19 protein-coding genes and 2 pseudogenes are annotated in these 22240 nt (G+C 41.8%); 20 read left to right on the plus strand and 1 reads right to left on the minus strand.

What is annotated here, in order from left to right; all coding sequences use genetic code 11:
* Nucleotides 1-62 precede the first annotated feature (62 nt).
* From D8787_RS03960 to D8787_RS03970, 3 genes are all read left to right on the plus strand, one after another.
* Nucleotides 63-1277 (plus strand): pyridoxal phosphate-dependent aminotransferase, encoded by a 1215-nt coding sequence (locus D8787_RS03960; RefSeq protein WP_000666457.1) that lies wholly within the window; start codon nt 63-65, stop codon nt 1275-1277.
* 154 nt (nt 1278-1431) lie between these two features.
* On the plus strand, nt 1432-1566 hold the full coding sequence (gene rpmH, locus D8787_RS03965; RefSeq protein ID WP_000831905.1) for a 50S ribosomal protein L34: 135 nt from the start codon (nt 1432-1434) through the stop codon (nt 1564-1566).
* A 137-nt stretch (nt 1567-1703) separates the two neighbouring features.
* Nucleotides 1704-3668: a peptide ABC transporter substrate-binding protein gene (locus D8787_RS03970; protein WP_125420909.1), complete on the plus strand. Its 1965-nt coding sequence runs from the start codon at nt 1704-1706 to the stop codon at nt 3666-3668.
* Nucleotides 3669-3954: 286 nt separating this feature from the next.
* On the opposite strand, the gene D8787_RS03975 is transcribed toward D8787_RS03970, so the two are convergent.
* Entirely contained in the window at nt 3955-5799 is a 1845-nt protein-coding gene (locus D8787_RS03975; RefSeq protein WP_125420912.1) for an APC family permease, read from the minus strand.
* A 156-nt stretch (nt 5800-5955) separates the two neighbouring features.
* On the opposite strand from D8787_RS03975, the gene D8787_RS03980 reads away from it, so the two are divergent.
* The 17 genes and pseudogenes from D8787_RS03980 to D8787_RS04060 all read left to right on the plus strand — a co-directional run bounded on the left by D8787_RS03980 (nt 5956) and on the right by D8787_RS04060 (nt 21945).
* Nucleotides 5956-6729: a TatD family hydrolase gene (locus tag D8787_RS03980; RefSeq protein ID WP_125420915.1), complete on the plus strand. Its 774-nt coding sequence runs from the start codon at nt 5956-5958 to the stop codon at nt 6727-6729.
* Nucleotides 6729-7289 carry a ribonuclease M5 gene (rnmV, locus tag D8787_RS03985; protein ID WP_125420918.1) on the plus strand — a complete coding sequence of 187 codons (561 nt, stop codon included), beginning with the start codon at nt 6729-6731 and terminating at the stop codon, nt 7287-7289. The genes D8787_RS03980 and rnmV overlap by 1 nt, the downstream gene beginning before the upstream one ends.
* A gap of 71 nt (nt 7290-7360) precedes the next feature.
* On the plus strand, nt 7361-8260 hold the full coding sequence (locus D8787_RS03990; RefSeq protein ID WP_125420921.1) for a helix-turn-helix transcriptional regulator: 900 nt from the start codon (nt 7361-7363) through the stop codon (nt 8258-8260).
* 273 nt (nt 8261-8533) lie between these two features.
* Nucleotides 8534-8821: pseudogene (locus tag D8787_RS03995) on the plus strand (lactococcin 972 family bacteriocin); the annotation flags it as partial.
* 76 nt (nt 8822-8897) lie between these two features.
* Nucleotides 8898-10928 carry a bacteriocin-associated integral membrane family protein gene (locus D8787_RS04000; RefSeq protein ID WP_185776744.1) on the plus strand — a complete coding sequence of 677 codons (2031 nt, stop codon included), beginning with the start codon at nt 8898-8900 and terminating at the stop codon, nt 10926-10928.
* Between the two features lies 1 nt (nt 10929).
* The gene (locus D8787_RS04005; protein ID WP_125420927.1) at nt 10930-11571 is read left to right on the plus strand and encodes an ABC transporter ATP-binding protein; all 642 of its coding nucleotides are present in this window, start codon (nt 10930-10932) and stop codon (nt 11569-11571) included.
* Nucleotides 11564-11872 (plus strand): hypothetical protein, encoded by a 309-nt coding sequence (locus D8787_RS04010; RefSeq protein ID WP_000333264.1) that lies wholly within the window; start codon nt 11564-11566, stop codon nt 11870-11872. Before D8787_RS04005 ends, D8787_RS04010 begins: the two co-directional genes overlap by 8 nt.
* Nucleotides 11873-12002: 130 nt before the next feature.
* Nucleotides 12003-12875 carry a 16S rRNA (adenine(1518)-N(6)/adenine(1519)-N(6))-dimethyltransferase RsmA gene (gene rsmA, locus D8787_RS04015; protein ID WP_125420930.1) on the plus strand — a complete coding sequence of 291 codons (873 nt, stop codon included), beginning with the start codon at nt 12003-12005 and terminating at the stop codon, nt 12873-12875.
* A 1-nt stretch (nt 12876) separates the two neighbouring features.
* On the plus strand, nt 12877-13755 hold the full coding sequence (rsgA, locus tag D8787_RS04020; protein ID WP_125420933.1) for a ribosome small subunit-dependent GTPase A: 879 nt from the start codon (nt 12877-12879) through the stop codon (nt 13753-13755).
* A 10-nt stretch (nt 13756-13765) separates the two neighbouring features.
* The gene (gene rpe / locus D8787_RS04025; protein WP_125420936.1) at nt 13766-14422 is read left to right on the plus strand and encodes a ribulose-phosphate 3-epimerase; all 657 of its coding nucleotides are present in this window, start codon (nt 13766-13768) and stop codon (nt 14420-14422) included.
* Nucleotides 14385-15047, plus strand: a complete 663-nt coding sequence (locus D8787_RS04030; protein ID WP_125420939.1) for a thiamine diphosphokinase — start codon at nt 14385-14387, stop codon at nt 15045-15047. Before rpe ends, D8787_RS04030 begins: the two co-directional genes overlap by 38 nt.
* 1 nt (nt 15048) lies before the next feature.
* The gene (rmuC, locus tag D8787_RS04035; protein ID WP_185776745.1) at nt 15049-16305 is read left to right on the plus strand and encodes a DNA recombination protein RmuC; all 1257 of its coding nucleotides are present in this window, start codon (nt 15049-15051) and stop codon (nt 16303-16305) included.
* Nucleotides 16295-17236, plus strand: coding sequence for a 3'-5' exoribonuclease YhaM family protein (locus D8787_RS04040; RefSeq protein ID WP_125420945.1), 942 nt, complete (start codon nt 16295-16297; stop codon nt 17234-17236). The genes rmuC and D8787_RS04040 overlap by 11 nt, the downstream gene beginning before the upstream one ends.
* 104 nt (nt 17237-17340) lie before the next feature.
* Entirely contained in the window at nt 17341-18168 is an 828-nt protein-coding gene (gene purR, locus D8787_RS04045) for a pur operon repressor (protein ID WP_004238844.1), read from the plus strand.
* A gap of 66 nt (nt 18169-18234) precedes the next feature.
* Nucleotides 18235-19485 carry a diaminopimelate decarboxylase gene (locus D8787_RS04050; protein WP_125420948.1) on the plus strand — a complete coding sequence of 417 codons (1251 nt, stop codon included), beginning with the start codon at nt 18235-18237 and terminating at the stop codon, nt 19483-19485.
* A gap of 125 nt (nt 19486-19610) precedes the next feature.
* Nucleotides 19611-20405, plus strand: coding sequence for a pyruvate formate-lyase-activating protein (gene pflA, locus D8787_RS04055; protein ID WP_125420951.1), 795 nt, complete (start codon nt 19611-19613; stop codon nt 20403-20405).
* A gap of 82 nt (nt 20406-20487) precedes the next feature.
* Nucleotides 20488-21945, plus strand: a pseudogene (locus tag D8787_RS04060) (IS1182 family transposase).
* The last annotated feature ends 295 nt before the right edge of the window (nt 21946-22240 follow it).

The raw sequence follows: 22240 nt of genomic DNA on the forward strand, positions 1-22240 counted from the left end.
AACTTGTCGCATTCTCTTTCTAGTGGTATAATGTTACTATCCTGAAGAATCGAGGAAACAAGATGAAAGAATATAATAAGTCTAGTAAGTTAGAGCATGTTGCTTATGATATCCGTGGTCCTGTTTTGGAAGAAGCTATGCGGATGCGAGCAAACGGAGAAAAGATTTTACGTCTGAATACAGGAAATCCAGCAGAATTTGGCTTTACAGCGCCAGACGAAGTCATTCATGACTTGATTATGAATGCTCGTGATAGTGAAGGCTATTCTGATTCTAAAGGGATTTTCTCCGCCCGTAAGGCTATCATGCAGTATTGCCAACTGAAGAAATTCCCAAACGTGGATATTGATGATATTTATCTTGGAAATGGTGTCAGTGAGCTGATTGTCATGTCTATGCAGGGACTTTTGGACAATGGAGACGAGGTCTTGGTGCCTATGCCAGACTATCCTCTTTGGACAGCTGCTGTCAGCCTAGCTGGAGGAAATGCCGTTCACTATATCTGTGATGAAGCTGCAGAATGGTATCCAGATATTGACGATATCAAATCAAAAATCACTTCCAATACTAAGGCAATCGTCCTTATCAATCCAAACAACCCAACTGGAGCCCTTTATCCTAAGGAACTCTTATTGGAAATCATTGAAATTGCCCGTCAAAACGATTTGATCATCTTTGCGGATGAAATCTATGACCGCATGGTCATGGATGGGCATGTGCATACGCCTGTTGCGAGCTTGGCACCTGATGTCTTCTGTGTCAGCATGAATGGTCTGTCAAAATCGCACCGTATCGCTGGTTTCCGTGTGGGTTGGATGGTCTTGTCTGGTCCTAAGACACATGTTAAAGGCTATATCGAAGGGCTTAATATGTTGTCCAATATGCGCCTTTGCTCTAACGTTTTGGCCCAACAAGTCGTCCAAACTTCCCTGGGGGGGCACCAGTCAGTCGATGAATTACTCCTTCCTGGTGGACGAATTTATGAGCAAAGAAACTTCATCTACAATGCTATTCAAGATATTCCAGGTCTGTCTGCAGTTAAACCTAAGGCTGGACTCTATATCTTCCCGAAAATCGATCGCAATATGTACCGTATCGATGATGATGAGCAGTTTGTCCTTAATTTCTTGAAACAGGAAAAGGTTCTCTTGGTTCATGGTCGTGGGTTCAACTGGCAGGAACCAGACCACTTCCGTATCGTTTACCTTCCTCGTGTCGATGAACTAGCCCAAATCCAAGAAAAGATGACTCGTTTCTTGAAACAGTATCGTAGATAGGGGTTACATCAGAAAAAGGGCTAAAAAGCTGGAAACATTTGCCTAGAGCTATTGACAAAAGTAAAAGAATCAGATAGAATAGTAAAGTATGTTTAGTAACTGATCACTTTATAGCCGGCTAAACGAATACAAAATCTATGAGGAGGTATTCATCGTGAAACGTACTTATCAACCAAGTAAACTTCGTCGTGCGCGCAAACACGGATTCCGTAACCGTATGTCAACTAAAAACGGTCGTCGCGTATTGGCAGCTCGTCGTCGTAAAGGACGCAAAGTTTTGGCTGCATAATCCAAACGAATTCTATCAAAAATCAGTAGGAACTCGAGTCTACTGATTTTTATTTTTGTAAAAAAGTACAAAAAGCTTTATATTTTTGCTTGAATAGTGTATAATATTTCGCATACTGTAAAAAATGGAGAATAATCATGAAGAAATCAAAAGTTATGCTGTTTGGAGCTATGACTTTGACAGCAGGTCTAGCTTTAGCAGCGTGTGGTTCATCTCAATCAAGTAATGCTGACAAGACTTACTCTTATATCTTTGTCAATAACCCAGATACTTTGGATTATATTACCTCTACTCGAGACTCTACATCTAGTATCACAACCAACTTGATTGATGGTTTGTTGGAAAATGACCAGTATGGCAATCTCATTCCATCTATGGCTGAGTCATGGACTGTGTCAAAAGATGGTTTGACCTACACTTATAAGATCCGTCAGGGGGCTAAATGGTACACTTCTGAAGGAGAAGAGTATGCGGATGTAACAGCTCATGACTTTGTGACTGGTCTTAAGTATGCGGCTGATAAAAAGGCTGAAAACTTGTACTTGGTGCAAGACTCTATCAAGGGGCTGGCAGACTATGTTGAAGGAAAATCATCTGATTTTGGAACTGTTGGTGTTAAGGCAGTGGATGATTACACACTCCAATACACCCTCATCCAACCTGAAACTTATTGGAACTCTAAAACAACAGCAAGTATCCTTAATCCTGTAAACGAAGCCTTCTTGAAGTCTAAGGGGGATGACTTTGGAAGTGTGATGCCATCAAGCATCTTGTCAAATGGTCCTTACTTGTTTAAGTCCTTTACATCAAAATCTTTGATTGAATTTGATAAAAACCCTAACTACTGGGATAAGGACAATGTCAAAATTGAGAAAGTGAAACTTTCTTTCTTTGATGGTTCTGACCAAGACAGCATTGCGAGAGGTTTCTTGGATGGTAATTATACAGACGGACGTATCTTCCCAACAAGTTCAGTCTTTGCTGAACTCAAGAAGGGAAACGAGGATAAGATTACCTATACACCGCAAAACTCAGTTACTTTCTACTATCTTTTCAATGTGAATCGTCAAAGTTACAAGCAGACTATGAAACAGTCTGATAAGGAAAAGACAGATTCACGCGCAGCTATGCAAAATAAAGATTTCCGTCAGGCTATCAACTTTGCCTTTGACCGTCATGCTTATGCAGTGCAGACAAATGGTGAAGATGGAGCAGACCGTATATTACGTAACACGGTTACACCCAGTAACTTTGTCCAAGTTGGTGATAAGAACTTTGGTGACATTGTCAATGAAAAAATTGTCAACTACGGTAAAGATTGGGCAAATATCAACCTAAACGATGGTAAGCAAGCCTTCTTGAACCCTGACAAGGCCAAAGAGAAGTTGGCTAAGGCCAAAGAAAGTCTGCAAGCTCAGGGAGTAACCTTCCCAATTCATTTGGATATGCCAGTTGACCAGACTGCTAAGTTAGATGTGCAACAGGCTGGTTCTTTCAAGCAAACAGTAGAAGCTACTCTTGGTAAGGAGAATGTAGTCATCGATGTTATCCAACTTTCTCCAGATGAAAAAGACCAAGCAACCTACTTTGCAGATACAGCAGAACAAAAAGACTACGATATTGACATCTCAGGATGGGGTGGAGACTACTCAGATCCGAAGACTTACCTAGCTATCCTTGATCCAGAGACAGGTTCTCAGTTGAAAAACATGGGCTTGTCTGAAGGAAAAGACAAGGAAGTGAAGGATAAGATTGGTCTTTCTAACTACAAGAAACTCTTGGATCAGGCAGATTCGGAAATCACAGATACTCAAGCTCGCTATGAAAAATATGCTGAAGCCCAAGCTTGGTTGACAGATAGCGCCCTCTTCCTACCAGTTCAAAGTGGTGGAGCTAATCCAATCTTCCGTAAGACTGTACCGTTTACAGGTCCATTCTCATTCGTTGGTCATAAGGGAAATGCGGACAACTACAAATATGTTGAATTGCAAAAAGAGCCAGTAACTGCTAAACAGTACCAAGAACTCTATGAAAAATGGCTAAAAGAAAAAGCTGAGTCAAATAAAAAAGCTCAGGAAGATTTAGCTAACCACATTCAATAATATTCCTAGTCATTCTTTTCAGTTAGTACTCAATGAAAATCAAAGAGCAAACTAGAAGCTAGCCACAGGCTGCTCGAAGCACTGCTTTGAGGTTATAGATAGAACTGACGAAGTCAGCTCAAAACATGGTTTTGAGGTTGTAGATGAAACTGACGAAGTCAGTAACCATACCTACGGCAAGGTGAAGCTGACGTGGTTTGAAGAGATTTTCGAAGAGTATAAGCATAGTGACTGGATTCAGAAAAAGGCCTTACCAGAGCTTCTTGGTTCTGGTAGGGCCTTTTCTTTATTCTTTTAAGTGATAAGAATAGCTAGCGACAACGACGTCTTGGTGCCAACGAAGGGCGTATTTGAGTTTGAGGCTCATTTGATTGTGTAGAATATTTTGCCAAGGTTTATTAGGGATAAACTGGGGTACCAGGACAGTTACTGTATAGTTCTTTTTCTGGGCATCCTCGGAAATCCGTTTGACATACTTGACAGTAGGGGTGATGATGTCGCGATAGCTAGTCTTGATATTTTTCAGAGTAATGGTTGGGAAGTAATCGGCAAATTCTTGGAGAATTTCTTGATCTTTTTCTGCTGTTTCCTTAGTAGAAATATGCATGGCTAAGACTTCATCTCCGATACTTTGAGCGTAGTTAATGGCTCCGACGCTGACTCGGGTGACATTTCCTACTAGAACCAGAACCAGATTGCCGTCGTAAGTACGTTTTTCGATTCCTTCATAGAGTCGCAGTTGTTGGGCCACTTTTTGGTAATGACTGTGAATGGCCAAGAAAAGTAGGGTGAGTACGAGAATGATCGGGAAGAAAGGCCAGATATCACTGAGACGGAAAAAGAGCAGGATGAGCACGATAGCGTAGCAAATGATGGCACCAAGGATATTGGCAAGGGCAGGTTTTAAGAAGTTGGCCCCTTTTTCCTTTTTCCAATGACGAATCATCCCAGTCTGAGATAGGGCGAAGGGAACGAAGACCCCGATAGTATAAAGAGGAATCAAGCGTTCTGTATTGCCATTAAAAATGAGAAGAAGAATCATAGCCCCAAAAGCCAGAGTTAAAATTCCATTGGAGTAACCTAGGCGGTCTCCTTTTTCCATAAAGAGATGGGGCATGTATTTGTTTTTAGCCATGTTGTAAGCCAGCATAGGAAAGGCTGAAAAGCCAGTATTTGCTGCTACGGCCAAAATCAAGGCTGTGGAGAATTGGAAGGTATAATAGCCAAGGTGACCTAAGAAGGAAGTGCCAAGGATGCCTTGAGCCATCTGTGAAAGGATGGTTTCTCCGTGTTGCGGCATAATCCCCATCCAGTAGTTTAGGAAAGTGATACCAGCAAAAAGAAAACCTAAAATCAGTGACATAATGGTCAGGGTTTGAGCGGCATTCTTTTCTTTCGGAGCCTTGAAAAAGGGAACGGCATTTGAAATAGCTTCAACCCCTGTCAGAGAGGCAGATCCGCTGGTAAAGGCTCTTAGAATGAGAACGATAGACAGGCTCGGAACAGCATGCCCAATAGGTGAAGTTGCCTGATAGCTGAGAGCTCCTGTCATTAGTTGAAAAATTCCGTAGAGCAAGAGAAAGACAGTACTGATGATAAAGAGATAGACAGGAATCATCAGTGAGCTGGCAGATTCTTTTAAGCCCCGTAAGTTCAAGAGCATGAGCAAGCAAACTAGAAAAATGGAAATGTGGAGGTTGTAAGGGTGGAGAGCAGGGAGAGCTGCTGTGATAGCATCGGCTCCAGATGCAACAGATACTGCTACGGTCAACATGTAGTCAACCAGCAGACTACCTCCAGCAATCAAGCCAAGTTGGGGAGATAGATTTTCTCGAGTAACCATATAGGCCCCTCCCCCTTGAGGGTAGGCATGGATGATTTGACGGTAGGAAACGGTCAGACTAGCTAAGAGCAGGAGGACAAAGAGGCCAATAGGAAGGCTCCACCATATAGCAAGAGGAGAGAGACTAGCCAAGACGAGGACTACTTGCTCAGGTCCATAGGCGATGGAGGACAGAGCGTCGCTTGACAACATGGCTAAGGCCTGCATTTTTCCCAGTAGTCCCCCTTCGCCTTCGGTTAAGGACTTAAGAGGACGACCGATAAAGGTCTGTTTTAATTTTGTAAACATAGTTGTTTCCTTTGTTGAAAATTCAATAAGTGTTATTATACTGCTTTGGAAAAAGAGCGTCAAGAGATGATAATGGATTTTAGAATATTTTTTTCAGATGAGGAGAGAGGTCAGTTTTTTTGCTATAATAGTAGATAGAAAACGAGGTTAGAAGAGATGATTTTTGATACACATACACACTTGAATGTAGAAGAATTTGCAGGTCGTGAGGCAGAAGAAATTGCCTTGGCCGCTGAGATGGGTGTGACACAGATGAATATTGTTGGTTTTGATCAACCGACGATTGAGCGTGCCTTGGAGTTGGTGGATGAGTATGACCAACTTTACGCGACTATTGGTTGGCATCCGACAGAGGCAGGGACTTACACAGAGGAGATTGAAGACTACTTACTTGATAAGCTCAAGCATCCCAAGGTTGTTGCTTTAGGTGAAATTGGTTTAGACTACCATTGGATGACAGCGCCAAAAGAAGTACAGGAGCAGGTTTTTCGTCGTCAGATTCAGCTATCTAAGGACTTGGATTTGCCTTTTGTTGTCCATACCCGTGATGCGCTGGAAGATACCTATGAGATTATTAAGAGCGAGGGAGTTGGTCCCCGAGGTGGTATCATGCATTCATTTTCAGGGACGCTTGAGTGGGCAGAGAAGTTTGTCGAGTTGGGCATGACCATTTCCTTCTCAGGAGTGGTAACTTTCAAGAAGGCAACTGATATCCAAGAGGCTGCTAGAGAACTTCCTCTGGACAAGATGTTGGTGGAAACAGATGCGCCTTACTTAGCACCTGTACCCAAGCGTGGTCGTGAAAATAAAACAGCCTACACTCGCTATGTAGTGGACTTTATCGCTGACTTGCGTGGCATGACGGCAGAAGAGCTAGCGGTGGTAACAACTGCAAATGCAGAACGAATTTTTGGATTGGACAGCAAGTAATGAAAGAGAAAATTTCCCAAGTCATCGTTGTCGAAGGGCGAGATGATACGGCTAATCTCAAACGTTATTTCGATGTAGAGACCTATGAGACACGAGGTTCTGCCATCAATGACCGGGATATAGAGCGGATTCAGCGCCTGCACCAACGTCATGGAATCATTGTCTTTACAGACCCAGATTTTAATGGGGAGCGGATTCGTCGCATGATTATGACGGCCATTCCAGCAGTTCAGCATGCCTTTCTCAAACGAGATGAAGCTGTTCCCAAGTCCAAGACCAAGGGACGGTCTCTGGGAATTGAGCATGCCAGCTATGAAGATTTGAAAACGGCTCTAGCTCAGGTCACAGAACAATTTGAACATGAGAGTCAGTTTGACATCAGTCGTAGCGACTTGATTCGCCTTGGTTTTCTAGCAGGGGCAGATAGCCGTAAGCGCAGAGAATATCTGGGAGAGGCTCTCCGAATCGGCTATTCTAACGGCAAGCAACTCCTCAAGCGCTTAGAGTTGTTTGGAGTTACCTTGGCAGAAGTGGAAGAAGCTATGAAGAGTTATGAGTAGGAAAGATGTGATCGTTACAATTTTTTAAGTTTCACAGTATTTTTCGAAGCAGGTAGAAGAGGAGACGTCTGATGTTAATTGGTCAAAAAATTAAAGAGATTCGGATAGAAAAAGGAATTAGTCGTCCAGATTTTTGTGGAGATGAGCAAGAACTGACAGTTCGTCAACTGTCGAGAATTGAAAGCGGGGCTTCGCAACCGAGTTTACCCAAGTTAGACTATATTGCTCGTCGTTTAGGAGTTCCAGCTTATAGCCTTATGCCGGATTTTTCAGCTCTTCCTTCTGCTTATTTAGAATTGAAATACCAGATTTTACGTGAACCAATCTATGGTAAAGAAGAGGAATACGATAAGAAAGAAGCGTGTTTGGAAGAGATTTATAAAACATACTTTGATAATCTTCCTAAAGAAGAACAATTAGCATGTGAAGTATTGCAGGCGTGTTTAGATACTTCTAGAACTAGAAGGCCTGAATATGCAGAGTTAATACTTGAGGAACATATGCCTCAGATTATAGAAAAAGAAGCCTATTCAATAAATGATATGTTGTTGATTCGTTTGTTTTTTTATCAAATGATTATTAGAAAAGATCTTGCAAAATTTGTGAATCAAATCGAAAAGATAATGTTCCTTCTTTTGGAACAGAAGAAGGTAACTCAAATAGAGAATTACTTTATAATTAGAGATACTCTTATTTCAGGAATGTGTTGTCTTGAAAAGGTAGGAGTGACTGATTGCTTTAATGATTATCTATCGTGTTTACAAGAAATTATGGATAAAACTCAAGATTATCAAAAGAAACCTCTTGTATTTATGTTTTTGTGGAAGCAAGCATTAAGAGAAGAAAGAGATTTTAGTTTAGCTGAATCATTTTATCAGTCTTCTAAAACATTTGCGAAGCTAATTGGAGATGAATTTCTAGTAAAGAAATTGACAGAGGAATGGCAAGAGGATGTAAAAAAATATTTATAAACATAGTGAAGCAATGACAATAATGTCCTTGTTCTGGTCTTGAAATAGTTCTAAAGTTCGTCTTTAGGGCTGTTTTTTTATATATAAGCTAAAAATGACACGAAATGGTTATATTTTAAGGACATTGATGTCCTTGGTAGTGTGATAAAGATGGAGTATAATGACTATAAAAGTTCATTTCAGGGTGCTATTTTGACAATTTAGAGAAAAACAAATAATTTTAGAATATCATTTGGTAATATAATAGTATCGAGGAGTATCAATATGAAATAAACAGTTAAAAAATTAGCCCTTGTAGCGAGCATTGCAGCAACATTAGGTGGAAGTGTAGCAGTAGTATCGGCCGCGGTTAAGTATCCAGATGGTGGTATCTGGACGTATGGTTCAGGTGACGGAGGTGCTTACTCAAACTACTATCACTCTTCAGAATATCATAGCTCAACAGTTGTTAGTAGAAAAACTGGTTCATCTGATAAAGGATATGCTGGTGCTGGAGGGACTTCTCGTGCATGGATTCGTACTTCTTGGGGAGAGAAAGTTGCATTCTACTATAATGTTTAGAATGGTATAGCCCTATTGTTTAGCTTTACTTGGTCACCTTCTCACTAAGTGACCAAGTAACTTTTTGGAGGAAATGATGAAACGTTTATTTATTTTGATTTCAATGGTATTGGTATCGCTTTATATGGTGATAACTTCCGTTGACCATCGAGAAGAGATTTTATTTGGTAACTATCTCTCTGTTGATGTGACAGGAATGGTAATAAATCAACCAGTAGCTAGTCGCGAAGAGGTGACAGAGGCTTTGAGTCACTTGGCGGTAGAGCATAATAGTCTCATCGCCCGTCGGATCGTTGAGCCAAATGAAGCTGGAGAAACACGCTTTACCTATGCCACTTATGGTCAGGGAGAGCTTCCAGAAGGTCTGACCATTTCCTCCAAGGAGAGTGCAGAAACGAGTGATTTATTAGGGTCTTACTTGATTGTGTCAGGAAGTTTGGATGGAGTGAGCTTACAGACTACCTTGAAAGAACTTGGCTATCAAGGATTTGTTTCGAATGGAGAAGATCCATTTTCGATAGTCTTACTATTGGCTGCCACCCCTATGGTGCTACTGAGTTTAGCTATTTTTCTGCTGACCTTTATGAGTTTGACTCTGATTTATCGGATAAAATCCCTTCGTCAAGCAGGGATTCGCTTAATAGCTGGTGAGAGCTTGTTTGGGGTTGCTCTCAGACCAGTGTTAGAAGATATGAGACAGCTTATCTTCTCGGTGCTGGTATCCAGTTTTTTGGGATTGGGGATTCTCTGGTATCAAGGTGCCTTGTTTATGGCAACGGTGCAACTGGTCATCATTGGTCTTTTGCTTTATGGATTGGCCTTGGTAGGGATTTCTACCTTATTAAGTGTCGTGTATCTACTTGGTTTACAGGAAAATAGTCTGGTGGATCTATTGAAAGGGAAACTCCCTCTCAAACGGATGATGACATTGATGATGGTGGGGCAACTCTTGGCCGTGCTGGTGGTCGGCTCGAGTGCGACTGCTCTCCTACCCCACTACCGTGAAATGCAAGAAATGGAGAGAGCTAGCGATAAATGGAGTCAGTCCTCAGATCGTTACCGTCTATCCTTTGGTTGGTCTAGTGCATTTGCCGATGAGGAAGGAATGCGTAAGGATAATCGTGAGTGGCAGACATTTACTGAAGAACGGTTAGCTAATACAGACTCTTTTTACATCATGAGTAATGTTGACAATTTCTCAGATGGCGCAGAAGTGGATCTAGATGGCAATCGTCTCAATGACTACACACCGTCAGGGAATGTCATCTATGTCTCACCGCGCTATCTAACAGAAGAGAAGGTTGCCGTATCTCCTGAGTTCATGGAGAAGATGCAAAACTTGTCTGAGGGGGAGTTTGGGCTGATCTTGCCTGAGAGCTTGCGAGAGCAGTCTTCCTACTATCAAGGATTATTTGCAGATTACCTGCAAAATTTTTCATCTGAAAGTGTAGAAGTGACGAGTCAGAAACACTACCTCCCACAGGTAACGCTAGCTTTTACAGAAACAGGAAAGGAATGCTTCCTCTATAACGATGGGTACAAGACGACACGTCAATACCTAAAAGATCCGATTATTGTGGTTCTAACGCCACAAGCGACTGGAACAAGACCTGTTGCAGGGATGTTGTGGGGAACTACGGCTAATAGTGCCTTGAAACTAGATCGATATGGAGATAGCATCACAGCTCTAAAAGAGCAAGGTCTGTATCACAAGGTATCTTATTTGGTAAAAAGCCAGCTATTTTTTGCCAAGGTACTAAATGATAAACGGATGGAGTTCTACTCTCTCCTTATAGGAACTATTTTGACCCTATCTACGGCTATCTTGTTATTTGATTCCATGAATCTTCTCTATTTTGAGCAGTTCAGACGGGAAATCATGATTAGACGTCTTTCTGGTATGACAATCTATGAGCTTCATGGCAAGTACTTACTGGCGCAAGGAGGAGTTCTCTTGCTTGGCCTAGTCCTATCTAGTGTTTTGACAGGAGATAGCTTGATTAGCGCTTTAGTTGTAGCTTTATTTACTCTTAACGCCCTCTTGATTTTAGTAAGGCAGGATAAAAAAGAAGAAGCTGGTAGTATGGCAGTATTGAAAGGAAAATAAGATGATTGATATTCAAGGATTGGAAAAGAAGTTTAATGACCGCGCGATTTTCTCTGGTTTAAATCTCAAGCTGGAGAAGGGCAAGGTTTATGCCTTAATCGGAAAGAGTGGAAGCGGAAAGACGACTTTACTTAATATCTTAGGAAAGCTAGAAAAGATAGATGGTGGAAGGGTTCTCTATCAGGGGAAAGATTTAAAAACCATTCCCACTCGCGAGTATTTTCGAGACCAGATGGGCTATCTCTTTCAAAATTTTGGCCTTTTAGAAAACCAATCAATCAAAGAGAATTTGGATTTGGGCTTTGTTGGTCAGAAAATCTCAAAAGTAGAACGTTTGGAAAGGCAAGTGGAGGCTTTAGAAAAGGTTAATCTAGGGTATTTGGATCTAGAACAAAAAATTTATACTTTATCTGGGGGAGAGGCCCAACGAGTTGCCCTTGCTAAGACTATTTTGAAAAATCCACCCTTGATTTTAGCGGATGAGCCAACAGCAGCTCTTGATCCTGAAAATTCAGAGGAGGTTATGAATCTCTTGGTGGATTTGAAAGATGAAAATCGAATTATCATCATTGCGACCCATAATCCCCTAGTCTGGAATAAGGCCGATAAAATCATTGATATGAGGGAGCTTGCTCATGTGTGAAAAAATTCGTATTCGCAGGGTATCTGATTATCCTAGTGCCAGAGGTGGTTTAGAAGATATTCTCATCATGGAAAATATGACCAATCATCTCCTTTTGGTTCAAATCCGAGTAAATGGGTATTTGCTTGATTTTGCTAGCATTGAAGGGCAAAGGCAAAAGCATTATCGTTTGAAAAATTTACCTCAAACGGTTGAACTGACAGTGGACGATGTGGAGGAGGATGTAGATTTGACCCTACCTGAAAATCGAAGTTATCAAGAAGCTGATTTTTTCGAACGGATGTTTCGAGAGAACCGATAAATCCACCTTTAAAGATTTTCAAGACTATCTTTCTTCATGAGGAAAGATAGTTTTTTGGTATGATTTTCACCCCCAAAATACAAAGGGAATGTGTTACAATAGTAGTAACAGATAATAGAAAAGAGAATAGATGAGAATTGCAGATTATAGCGTGACTAAGGCAGTGCTGGAGCGTCACGGTTTTACCTTTAAAAAGTCCTTTGGGCAAAATTTCTTGACGGATACCAATATCCTTCAAAAAATCGTGGATACGGCTGAAATTGATGACCAGGTCAATGTCATTGAGATTGGTCCAGGGATTGGTGCTTTGACGGAGTTTTTGGCTGAGCGTGCAGCTCAAGTCATGGCATTTGAGATCGACCACCGTTTGGTACCAATCTTAGCTGATACCCTGCGTGATTTTGATAATGTTACAGTGGTTAATGAGGATATTCTCAAGGTCGATTTGGCGCAACATATCCAGAATTTCAAAAATCCTGACCTGCCCATCAAGGTAGTAGCCAACTTGCCATACTATATCACGACGCCTATTCTCATGCACTTGATCGAAAGTGGCATTCCTTTTAGTGAGTTTGTCGTCATGATGCAGAAAGAAGTGGCGGATCGTATCTCTGCTCAACCCAATACCAAGGCTTACGGTAGTTTGTCGATTGCAGTTCAGTATTACATGACCGCCAAGGTTGCCTTTATCGTACCTCGTACGGTCTTTGTGCCAGCACCAAATGTGGACTCAGCCATTTTGAAAATGGTGCGTCGTCCAGAGCCAGCTGTAGCAGTGGAAGACGAGAATTTCTTCTTTAAGGTTTCCAAGGCTAGTTTCACTCATCGCCGCAAGACCTTGTGGAACAATTTGACAGGTTATTTTGGCAAGACTGAAGAAGTCAAGGATAAATTGACCAAGGCCTTGGATCAAGCAGCTTTGTCACCAAGTGTGCGTGGGGAAGCTCTTAGCTTGGCAGAATTTGCCAGTCTAGCAGATGCACTAAAAGGGCAAGGACTCTAAGATGCAGGGACAAATCATTAAAGCCTTGGCTGGTTTCTACTATGTGGAGAGTGATGGTCAGGTTTATCAAACACGCGCGCGTGGGAATTTCCGTAAAAAAGGCCATACTCCCTACGTTGGGGATTGGGTAGATTTTTCTGCCGAGGAAAATTCAGAAGGCTATATCCTCAAGATTCACGAACGGAAAAACAGTCTGGTTCGTCCGCCTATTGTCAATATTGACCAAGCTGTGGTAATCATGTCTGTCAAGGAACCGGATTTCAATAGCAATTTGCTGGATCGTTTCTTGGTTCTTTTGGAGCACAAGGGTATCCATCCCATCGTCTATATTTCCAAAATGGATTTGTTGGAAGATCGGTCGGAACTGGATTTTTACCAACAAACCTATGGTGCTATCGGTTACGATTTTGTGACTAGTAAAGAAGAACTTTTGCCCTTGTTAACAGGTAAGGTTACGGTCTTTATGGGGCAGACAGGTGTTGGAAAATCAACTCTCCTCAATAAAATCGCACCAGACCTCAATCTTGAAACGGGAGAAATCTCAGACAGTCTAGGTCGTGGCCGTCATACCACTCGTGCGGTCAGTTTTTACAACCTCAATGGGGGTAAAATCGCAGATACACCAGGCTTTTCATCCCTGGATTATGAAGTGACAACGGGGGAAGACCTCAATCAGGCTTTTCCAGAGATTGCTAGTGTCAGCCGAGATTGTAAGTTCCGTAGCTGTACCCATACTCATGAGCCGTCTTGTGTGGTCAAGCCAGCTGTAGAAGAAGGGACCATTGCCACCTTCCGTTTTGACAACTACCTACAATTCCTCAGTGAAATTGAAAATCGCAGAGAAACCTATAAAAAAGTCAGCAAAAAAATTCCAAAATAAGGAGAAACCTATGTCTCAATACAAGATTGCTCCGTCAATTCTGGCAGCAGATTATGCCAACTTTGAACGTGAAATCAAACGCCTAGAAGCAACTGGGGCAGAATATGCCCATATCGATATCATGGACGGTCACTTTGTGCCACAAATCAGTTTTGGTGCAGGTGTGGTCGAAGCTCTTCGCCCTCATAGTAAGATGGTCTTTGACTGTCACTTGATGGTGGCGAATCCTGAACACCATCTGGAAGATTTTGCGCGTGCAGGGGCGGATATCATCAGTATTCATGTGGAAGCAACGCCTCATATTCATGGAGCCCTCCAAAAAATTCGCTCTCTCGGCGTTAAACCTTCGGTTGTCATTAACCCTGGTACGCCTGTTGAAGCCATTAAGCACATTCTTCACCTAGTTGACCAAGTCTTAGTCATGACAGTGAACCCTGGCTTTGGTGGACAAGCTTTTCTGCCAGAAACTATGGATAAGGTTCGTGAGTTGGTTGCTCTTCGTAAGGAAAAAGGTTTGAAATTTGAGATTGAAGTGGATGGTGGGGTTGATGACCAAACCATTGCTCAGGCTAAAAAAGCTGGTGCGACCGTTTTTGTAGCAGGTTCCTATGTCTTTAAGGGAGATGTCAATGAGCGAGTACAAACTCTCAGAAAACAACTTGACTAGGGTTGCCGTTTTTGCAGGCGGAGATCGCGGTCACTACCGAACAGATTTTGATAGCTTTGTCGGTGTGGATCGAGGCTCGCTTTGGGTCTTGGAAGAAAATCTGCCTCTCGCCCTAGCAGTTGGAGATTTTGATTCTGTCACTGCAGAAGAGCGACAGGTAATTCAAAAAAATGCCCAGCATTTTGTCCAAGCTCGACCAGAAAAAGATGATACTGACTTGGAGTTGGCTCTCTTAACCATTTTTGAGAAGAATTCTCAGGCTCAGGTCACTATTTTCGGTGCTTTGGGAGGCCGTATTGACCACATGCTGGCCAATGTCTTTCTGCCTAGCAATCCCAAGTTGGCACCTTATATGCGGCAGATAGCGATTGAGGATGGGCAAAACTTGATTGCCTATTGTCCAGAAGGGACCAGTCAGCTAGAACCTCGTTCAGACTATGACTATCTAGCCTTTATGCCAGTTCGGGATAGCCAGTTGACCATTCTCGGAGCCAAGTATGAGTTGACAGAGGAAAATTTTTTCTTTAAAAAAGTGTACGCTTCTAACGAATATATAGATAGGGAAGTTTCGGTGACTTGCCCAGATGGCTATGTGGTTGTCTTGCATAGCAAGGATAGGAGGTAGGATGGAAAGTTTACTTGTTCTATTATTAATTGCCAACCTTGCTGGGCTTTTTCTCATTTGGCAAAGGCAGGATAAACAGGAGAGACACCTAAGTAAGAGTTTGGAAGATCAGGCAGATCATTTATCAGACCAGTTAGATTATCGCTTTGAACAAGCCAGACAAGCCAGTCAGTTGGATCAAAAAGATTTGGAAGTGGCTGTCAGCGATCGTTTGCAAGAAGTGCGGATTGAATTGCACCAAGGTCTGACTCAGGTCCGTCAAGAAATGACAGATAATCTCCTCCAAACCAGAGACAAGACAGACCAACGTCTCCAATCCTTGCAGGAATCAAATGAGCAACGTTTGGAACAAATGCGCCAGACGGTCGAGGAAAAATTGGAAAAGACCTTGCAGACACGCCTACAGGCTTCCTTTGAGACAGTTTCCAAGCAACTGGAGTCTGTCAATCGTGGTCTAGGAGAAATGCAGACAGTTGCCCGCGATGTTGGAGCTCTCAACAAGGTTCTCTCAGGGACCAAAACGAGAGGAATTTTGGGCGAATTGCAACTGGGACAAATCATTGAAGACATCATGACCCCTGCCCAGTATGAACGAGAATACGCAACAGTTGAAAACTCTAGTGAGCGAGTGGAGTATGCCATCAAGTTACCTGGACAGGGAGACCAGGAATACGTCTATCTACCAATCGACTCTAAGTTTCCACTGGCAGATTATTACCGCCTAGAAGAGGCCTATGAAGCAGGTGACAAGGATGAAATCGAACGCTGTCGTAAATCACTTCTAGCAAGCGTCAAGCGCTTTGCTAAGGATATCAGGAACAAGTACATAGCACCGCCTCGGACAACTAATTTTGGAGTTTTGTTTGTTCCGACAGAAGGACTTTATTCAGAAATTGTTCGCAATCCTGTCTTCTTTGATGATTTGAGGCGGGAGGAGCAGATTATTGTCGCAGGACCAAGTACCCTATCAGCCCTCCTCAATTCCCTATCAGTTGGCTTCAAAACCCTCAATATCCAAAAGAGTGCCGACCATATCAGTAAGACCCTTGCTAGTGTTAAGACCGAGTTCGGCAAGTTTGGTGGCATTCTGGTCAAGGCACAAAAACACCTCCAACATGCCTCTGGCAATATTGATGAACTATTAAACCGTCGCACTACAGCTATCGAGCGGACGCTCCGTCACATTGAGTTATCAGAAGGTGAGCCTGCGCTTGATCTACTCCATTTCCAAGAAGATGAGGAAGAATATGAAGATTAGTCACATGAAAAAAGATGAGCTGTTTGAAGGCTTTTACCTAATCAAGTCAGCTGATTTGAGACAGACACGAGCTGGGAAAAACTACCTGGCCTTTACCTTCCAAGATGATAGTGGCGAGATTGAAGGGAAACTCTGGGATGCCCAACCTCATAACGTTGAGGCCTTTACAGCAGGTAAGGTTGTTCACATGAAAGGGCGCCGAGAGGTTTATAATAACACCCCTCAGGTCAATCAAATCACCTTGCGCTTGCCTCAACCTGGCGAACCCAATGAACCAGCTGATTTCAAGGTCAAGTCGCCAGTTGATGTCAAGGAAATCCGTGACTATATGGCGCAAATGATTTTTAAAATTGAAAATCCTGTTTGGCAACGGATTGTCCGAAAGCTCTACACCAAGTATGATAAGGAATTTTACTCCTATCCAGCTGCCAAGACCAACCATCATGCCTTTGAAACGGGCTTGGCCTATCATACGGCGACCATGGTGCGCTTGGCAGATGCCATTAGCGAAATTTATCCTCAACTCAATAAGAGTCTGCTCTATGCAGGGATTATGCTGCATGACTTGGCTAAGGTCATTGAGTTGACGGGACCAGACCAGACGGAGTATACAGTGCGAGGCAATCTCCTTGGACATATCGCTCTGATTGATAGTGAAATTACTAAGACAGTTATGGAACTCGGCATCGATGACACCAAGGAAGAAGTCGTTCTGCTCCGCCACGTTATTCTCAGCCACCACGGTTTACTAGAGTATGGAAGTCCAGTCCGTCCACGTATCATGGAGGCAGAGATTATCCATATGATTGATAATCTGGATGCTAGCATGATGATGATGTCAACAGCTTTGGCTTTGGTGGATAAAGGAGAGATGACCAATAAAATCTTCGCTATGGACAATCGTTCATTCTATAAACCAGATTTAGATTAATAATTTAAGAAAAACGAGCATTTTTAGGGCAAGAATGTTCGTTTTTTTATATGAATATGGTATAATGGATAAAATATCAAAATTAAATGAAATGGGAAATAGAAATGAAATTAAGAAGAAGTGATCGGATGGTTGTCATTTCCAACTATTTGATTAATAATCCTTATAAACTAACTAGTCTCAATACTTTTGCTGAAAAGTATGAATCTGCTAAATCATCCATCTCAGAAGATATCGTCATTATCAAACGCGCCTTTGAGGAAATCGAAATCGGACACATCCAAACAGTAACTGGTGCTGGTGGAGGTGTCATCTTCACACCATCAATCTCAAGCCATGATGCCAAGGAAATGGTTGAGGACTTGCGTGCCAAGTTGTCAGAAAGTGACCGTATCTTGCCAGGTGGCTATATCTACTTGTCAGATTTGCTTAGCACACCAGCTATCTTGAAAAATATTGGACGCATTATTGCCAAGAGCTTTATGGATCAAAAAATTGACGCGGTTATGACAGTAGCGACCAAGGGTGTGCCACTTGCAAATGCAGTTGCCAATGTCCTCAATGTTCCTTTTGTCATTGTGCGCCGTGACTTGAAAATTACCGAAGGTTCAACTGTCAGCGTCAACTATGTTTCAGGTTCAAGTGGTGACCGTATTGAAAAAATGTTCCTTTCAAAACGCAGTCTCAAGGCAGGAAGCCGTGTCTTGATTGTGGATGACTTCTTGAAAGGCGGAGGAACGGTCAACGGGATGATTAGTCTCTTGCGTGAGTTTGATTCAGAATTGGCAGGTGTAGCCGTCTTTGCGGACAATGCTCAAGAAGAACGTGAAAAGCAGTTTGACTACAAGTCACTCTTGAAGGTAACCAATATTGATGTCAAGAACCAAGCCATCGATGTTGAGGTTGGCAATATCTTTGACGAAGATAAATAAGAGATAGAACTAAAGGTTGGAACGATAGTCCCAGCCTTTCTTTGCAAATAGAATAGAAGGAAGCTTATGAAAACACCATTTATCAATAGAGAAGAGTTAGAAGCGATTGTTGCCGAGTTCCCGACTCCCTTTCACTTGTATGATGAGAAGGGGATTCGTGAGAAGGCAAGAGCTGTCAACCAAGCCTTTTCGTGGAATAAGGGCTTTAAGGAATATTTTGCAGTTAAGGCTACTCCGACTCCAGCAATTTTGAAAATTCTCCAAGAGGAAGGCTGCGGTGTGGACTGCTCTAGTTATGTAGAGCTCTTGATGAGTCACAAACTGGACTTTCCAGGGTCTGAGATTATGTTCTCTTCTAACAACACGCCAGACAAGGAATATGCCTATGCGCGTGAATTGGGTGCGACCATTAACTTGGATGCCTTTGAAGATATTAAACATCTAGAGCATGCAGCAGGCATTCCAGAAATCATCTCATGTCGTTACAATCCTGGAGGTGTTTTTGAGCTAGGGACAGACATCATGGACAATCCTGGAGAAGCCAAGTTTGGCATGACCAAGGACCAGCTCTTTGAAGCTTTTGCCATCTTGAAGGAAAAAGGAGCCAAGACTTTTGGGATTCACTCCTTCCTAGCGTCCAATACCGTGACCCATCTCTATTATCCAGAGTTGGCTCGTCAGCTTTTTGAATTGGCTGTTGAAATCAAGGAAAAGTTGGGCATTTCGCTAGACTTTATCAATCTTTCTGGCGGTATTGGTGTTAACTATCGTCCTGAGCAGGAGCCAAATGATATTGCCTTGATTGGTGAGGGAGTTCGTAAGGTATATGAAGAGGTCCTTACGCCAGCAGGTCTTGGTCAGGTCAAGATTTTCACCGAATTGGGTCGTTTTATGCTCGCCCCTCACGGTGCTTTGGTCACAAGAGTCACTCATAAGAAGAAAACTTACCGTATCTATCTAGGTGTGGATGCATCAGCAGTCAATCTTATGCGTCCAGCCATGTACGGAGCCTACCACCATATTAGCAACATGACTCATCCAGAAGGACCAGCTGAAGTGGTAGATGTGGTCGGTTCACTCTGTGAAAACAATGATAAATTTGCAGTGAATCGTGAACTTCCTCATACAGAAATCGGTGATTTGCTGATAATTCATGATACAGGTGCCCACGGATTTTCAATGGGCTACCAGTATAATGCTAAACTTCGTTCTGCGGAAATCCTTTATACTGAAGAAGGCAAAGCTCGTCAAATCCGCCGTGCAGAGCGTCCTGAGGACTATTTTGCAACCTTGTATGGTTTTGACTTTGAAGAATAAAATGATAATTAATTGAAAATGAAATTGAAAAACAGATTGCTTTCTAAAAAATAGACAAAAATCTTGTTTTTCCTTCAAGTCGTGATATAATAAAACTATAAAACGTTTTCAAGGAAGGTAACGATATGTCTGAAGAAACAATTGATTATGGACAAGTGACAGGAATGGTGCATTCAACGGAGAGCTTTGGTTCGGTAGACGGACCTGGTATTCGCTTTATTGTCTTTTTGCAGGGCTGTCACATGCGTTGCCAGTATTGCCATAACCCAGATACTTGGGCTATGGAGTCCAACAAATCACGTGAACGGACGGTAGATGATGTCTTGACAGAGGCCTTGCGCTACCGCGGTTTCTGGGGGAATAAGGGTGGGATTACAGTCAGTGGAGGAGAAGCCCTCTTGCAGATTGATTTCTTGATAGCCCTCTTTACCAAGGCCAAAGAACACGGAATCCACTGTACCTTGGATACCTGTGCCCTTCCTTTCCGTAATAAACCACGTTACCTTGAGAAGTTTGACAAACTCATGGCTGTCACTGACTTGGTTCTCTTAGATATCAAGGAAATCAACGAAGAACAGCACAAGATTGTTACTAGCCAAACCAATAAAAATATCTTGGCCTGTGCCCAGTATCTATCAGATATTGGAAAACCTGTCTGGATTCGCCACGTGCTAGTTCCAGGTTTGACAGACAGAGATGATGACTTGATTGAACTTGGTAAGTTCGTCAAGACTCTCAAAAATGTGGATAAGTTTGAAATTCTACCTTATCACACCATGGGTGAGTTCAAGTGGCGTGAATTGGGAATCCCTTATTCGCTCGAAGGGGTTAAACCACCAACACCAGATCGCGTCAAGAACGCTAAAAAACTCATGGATACCGAAAGTTATCAAGACTATATGAAACGTGTACATGGATAAAAAAGAAGCCTGATGGAAAAGAGCCCACTGAAAAAGTCATCAATTGATGGCTTTTTTGTTATACTAGAGATGAGGTGAAATGATGCTTGATAATCAGTTAACTATGGATGTCAGTCCTTATTCTAGTTTGTATGATATCGTGGTTCCTAAAACCCACTTTTTACGTCAGCTAACTGAACTCTGTGATTTTAGCTTTATTTATGATGAACTAGACAAGAATTATCGTCCCGATTTTGGGCGTAAAGCTTATTCACCGATTATGATGTTCAAATATCTCTTGTTAAAAGATATTTATAAGTTATCAGATGTAGATGTGGTAGGACGTTCCTTATCAGATATGGCCTTTAAATTTTTTCTTGGTCTGGCTCCTGAGGATTCTGTTATCGAGCCATCCTCTCTGACAAAATTTAGAAAGCTAAGAATTAAAGATGACAAACTGCTTGATGTATTGATTCAGAAGTCTGTTCAAATTGCACTCGAACACAACTTGATTAAGAGTAAAATCCTCATTGTGGATGCCACTCACACCAAATCTCATTATAATCATAAGAAACCCCAAGAAATTCTTAGGAAGCGTTAAAAAGCTTTACGTAAAACGATTTATCAACATTCAGAAGATATCAAAATAGAATTTCCAAAGAAACCCCAAGAAGATAAACTCGAAGCAGAATTGACATATACAGAGGAGTCAATGGCTATGGTTAAAAAACACGAGGAACTCTTAGCCCTACCGGCTGTCTCTCAAAAGTTCAATTACCTAAAAGAGGCTGTTGAGGACGACTTAGAATACTTGGAAGCTTCTGTTAAGGAGGAGACTAGGCTCGGACATAAGACAGCCGACAGCTCTTTCTATGGATATAAAAGTCATATCGCTATGACGGATGAACGGATTATTACTGCTTGTGTGGTCACTTCTGGCGAACAAAGTGATAGGAAATATTTACCTGAGTTATATGCTAAAACAAAGGAAAATAGTCTGGACATCGAGACTATTATTAGTGATGCGGCTTATTCAGTAAAGGACAATATTCAACTAGCTCGCAAAGAAAAGATTCATTTGGTGTCAAAACTGAATCCTTCTGTTTCAAAAGGTTACCGTAAAGAAGAGGATGGGTTTGAATTTAATAAAGACGCAGGGCTATTTGTCTGTCCTGAAGGACACATGGCTATTCGCAAAACAAGGACAGGGAAAAAATATCAAAATAAGAATCAAGTTGTCACTCATTACTTTGACATTGAGAAGTGCAAGAGTTGCCTTTCCAAGGAAGGTTGTTATAAGGAGGGGACAAAGTCTAAAACTTATTCATTAGCTATTAAGAGGAACGACCATCTTTTCCAGAAGAAATTTCAGGAAACATCTTATTTTAAAGAGATTACCAGACATCGCTATAAAATCGAAGTGAAGAATGCCGAACTAAAACAGAGACATGGCTTTGATGTCGCAAGGGCATCAGGTCTTTTCAACATGGAATTACAGGCAGCAACAAGCATATTCGTGGTCAATATGAAACGAATTATGACCTTAATAAATACAAAATAACCGAGGAATTCGCTCAAATTGATGAGAGATTCCTCGGTTTTCAGTTTATTAAAAGTAAGAGGCTTATTTTTTCAGTGGGCTAAGTTTTTAATGTTTGTCTTTTATATATCTAATCTTCAAATTGTTTAATAATAAAACATTAAAAGGCGTAGCCAAAAAAAATGTAAACGTTTGCTAAAAACGGATTTTCATAAAAATCTTCTTTTTAAAAAGTAGAAGTATGTTAAAATACTAAAGAGGTGTAAATTATCAGATTATTTCAGCCGTACAGTGTAATTTGTAGATATTTCATAAT

Source organism: Streptococcus mitis (genome assembly GCF_003944325.1).
Classification (GTDB): domain Bacteria; phylum Bacillota; class Bacilli; order Lactobacillales; family Streptococcaceae; genus Streptococcus; species Streptococcus mitis_CW.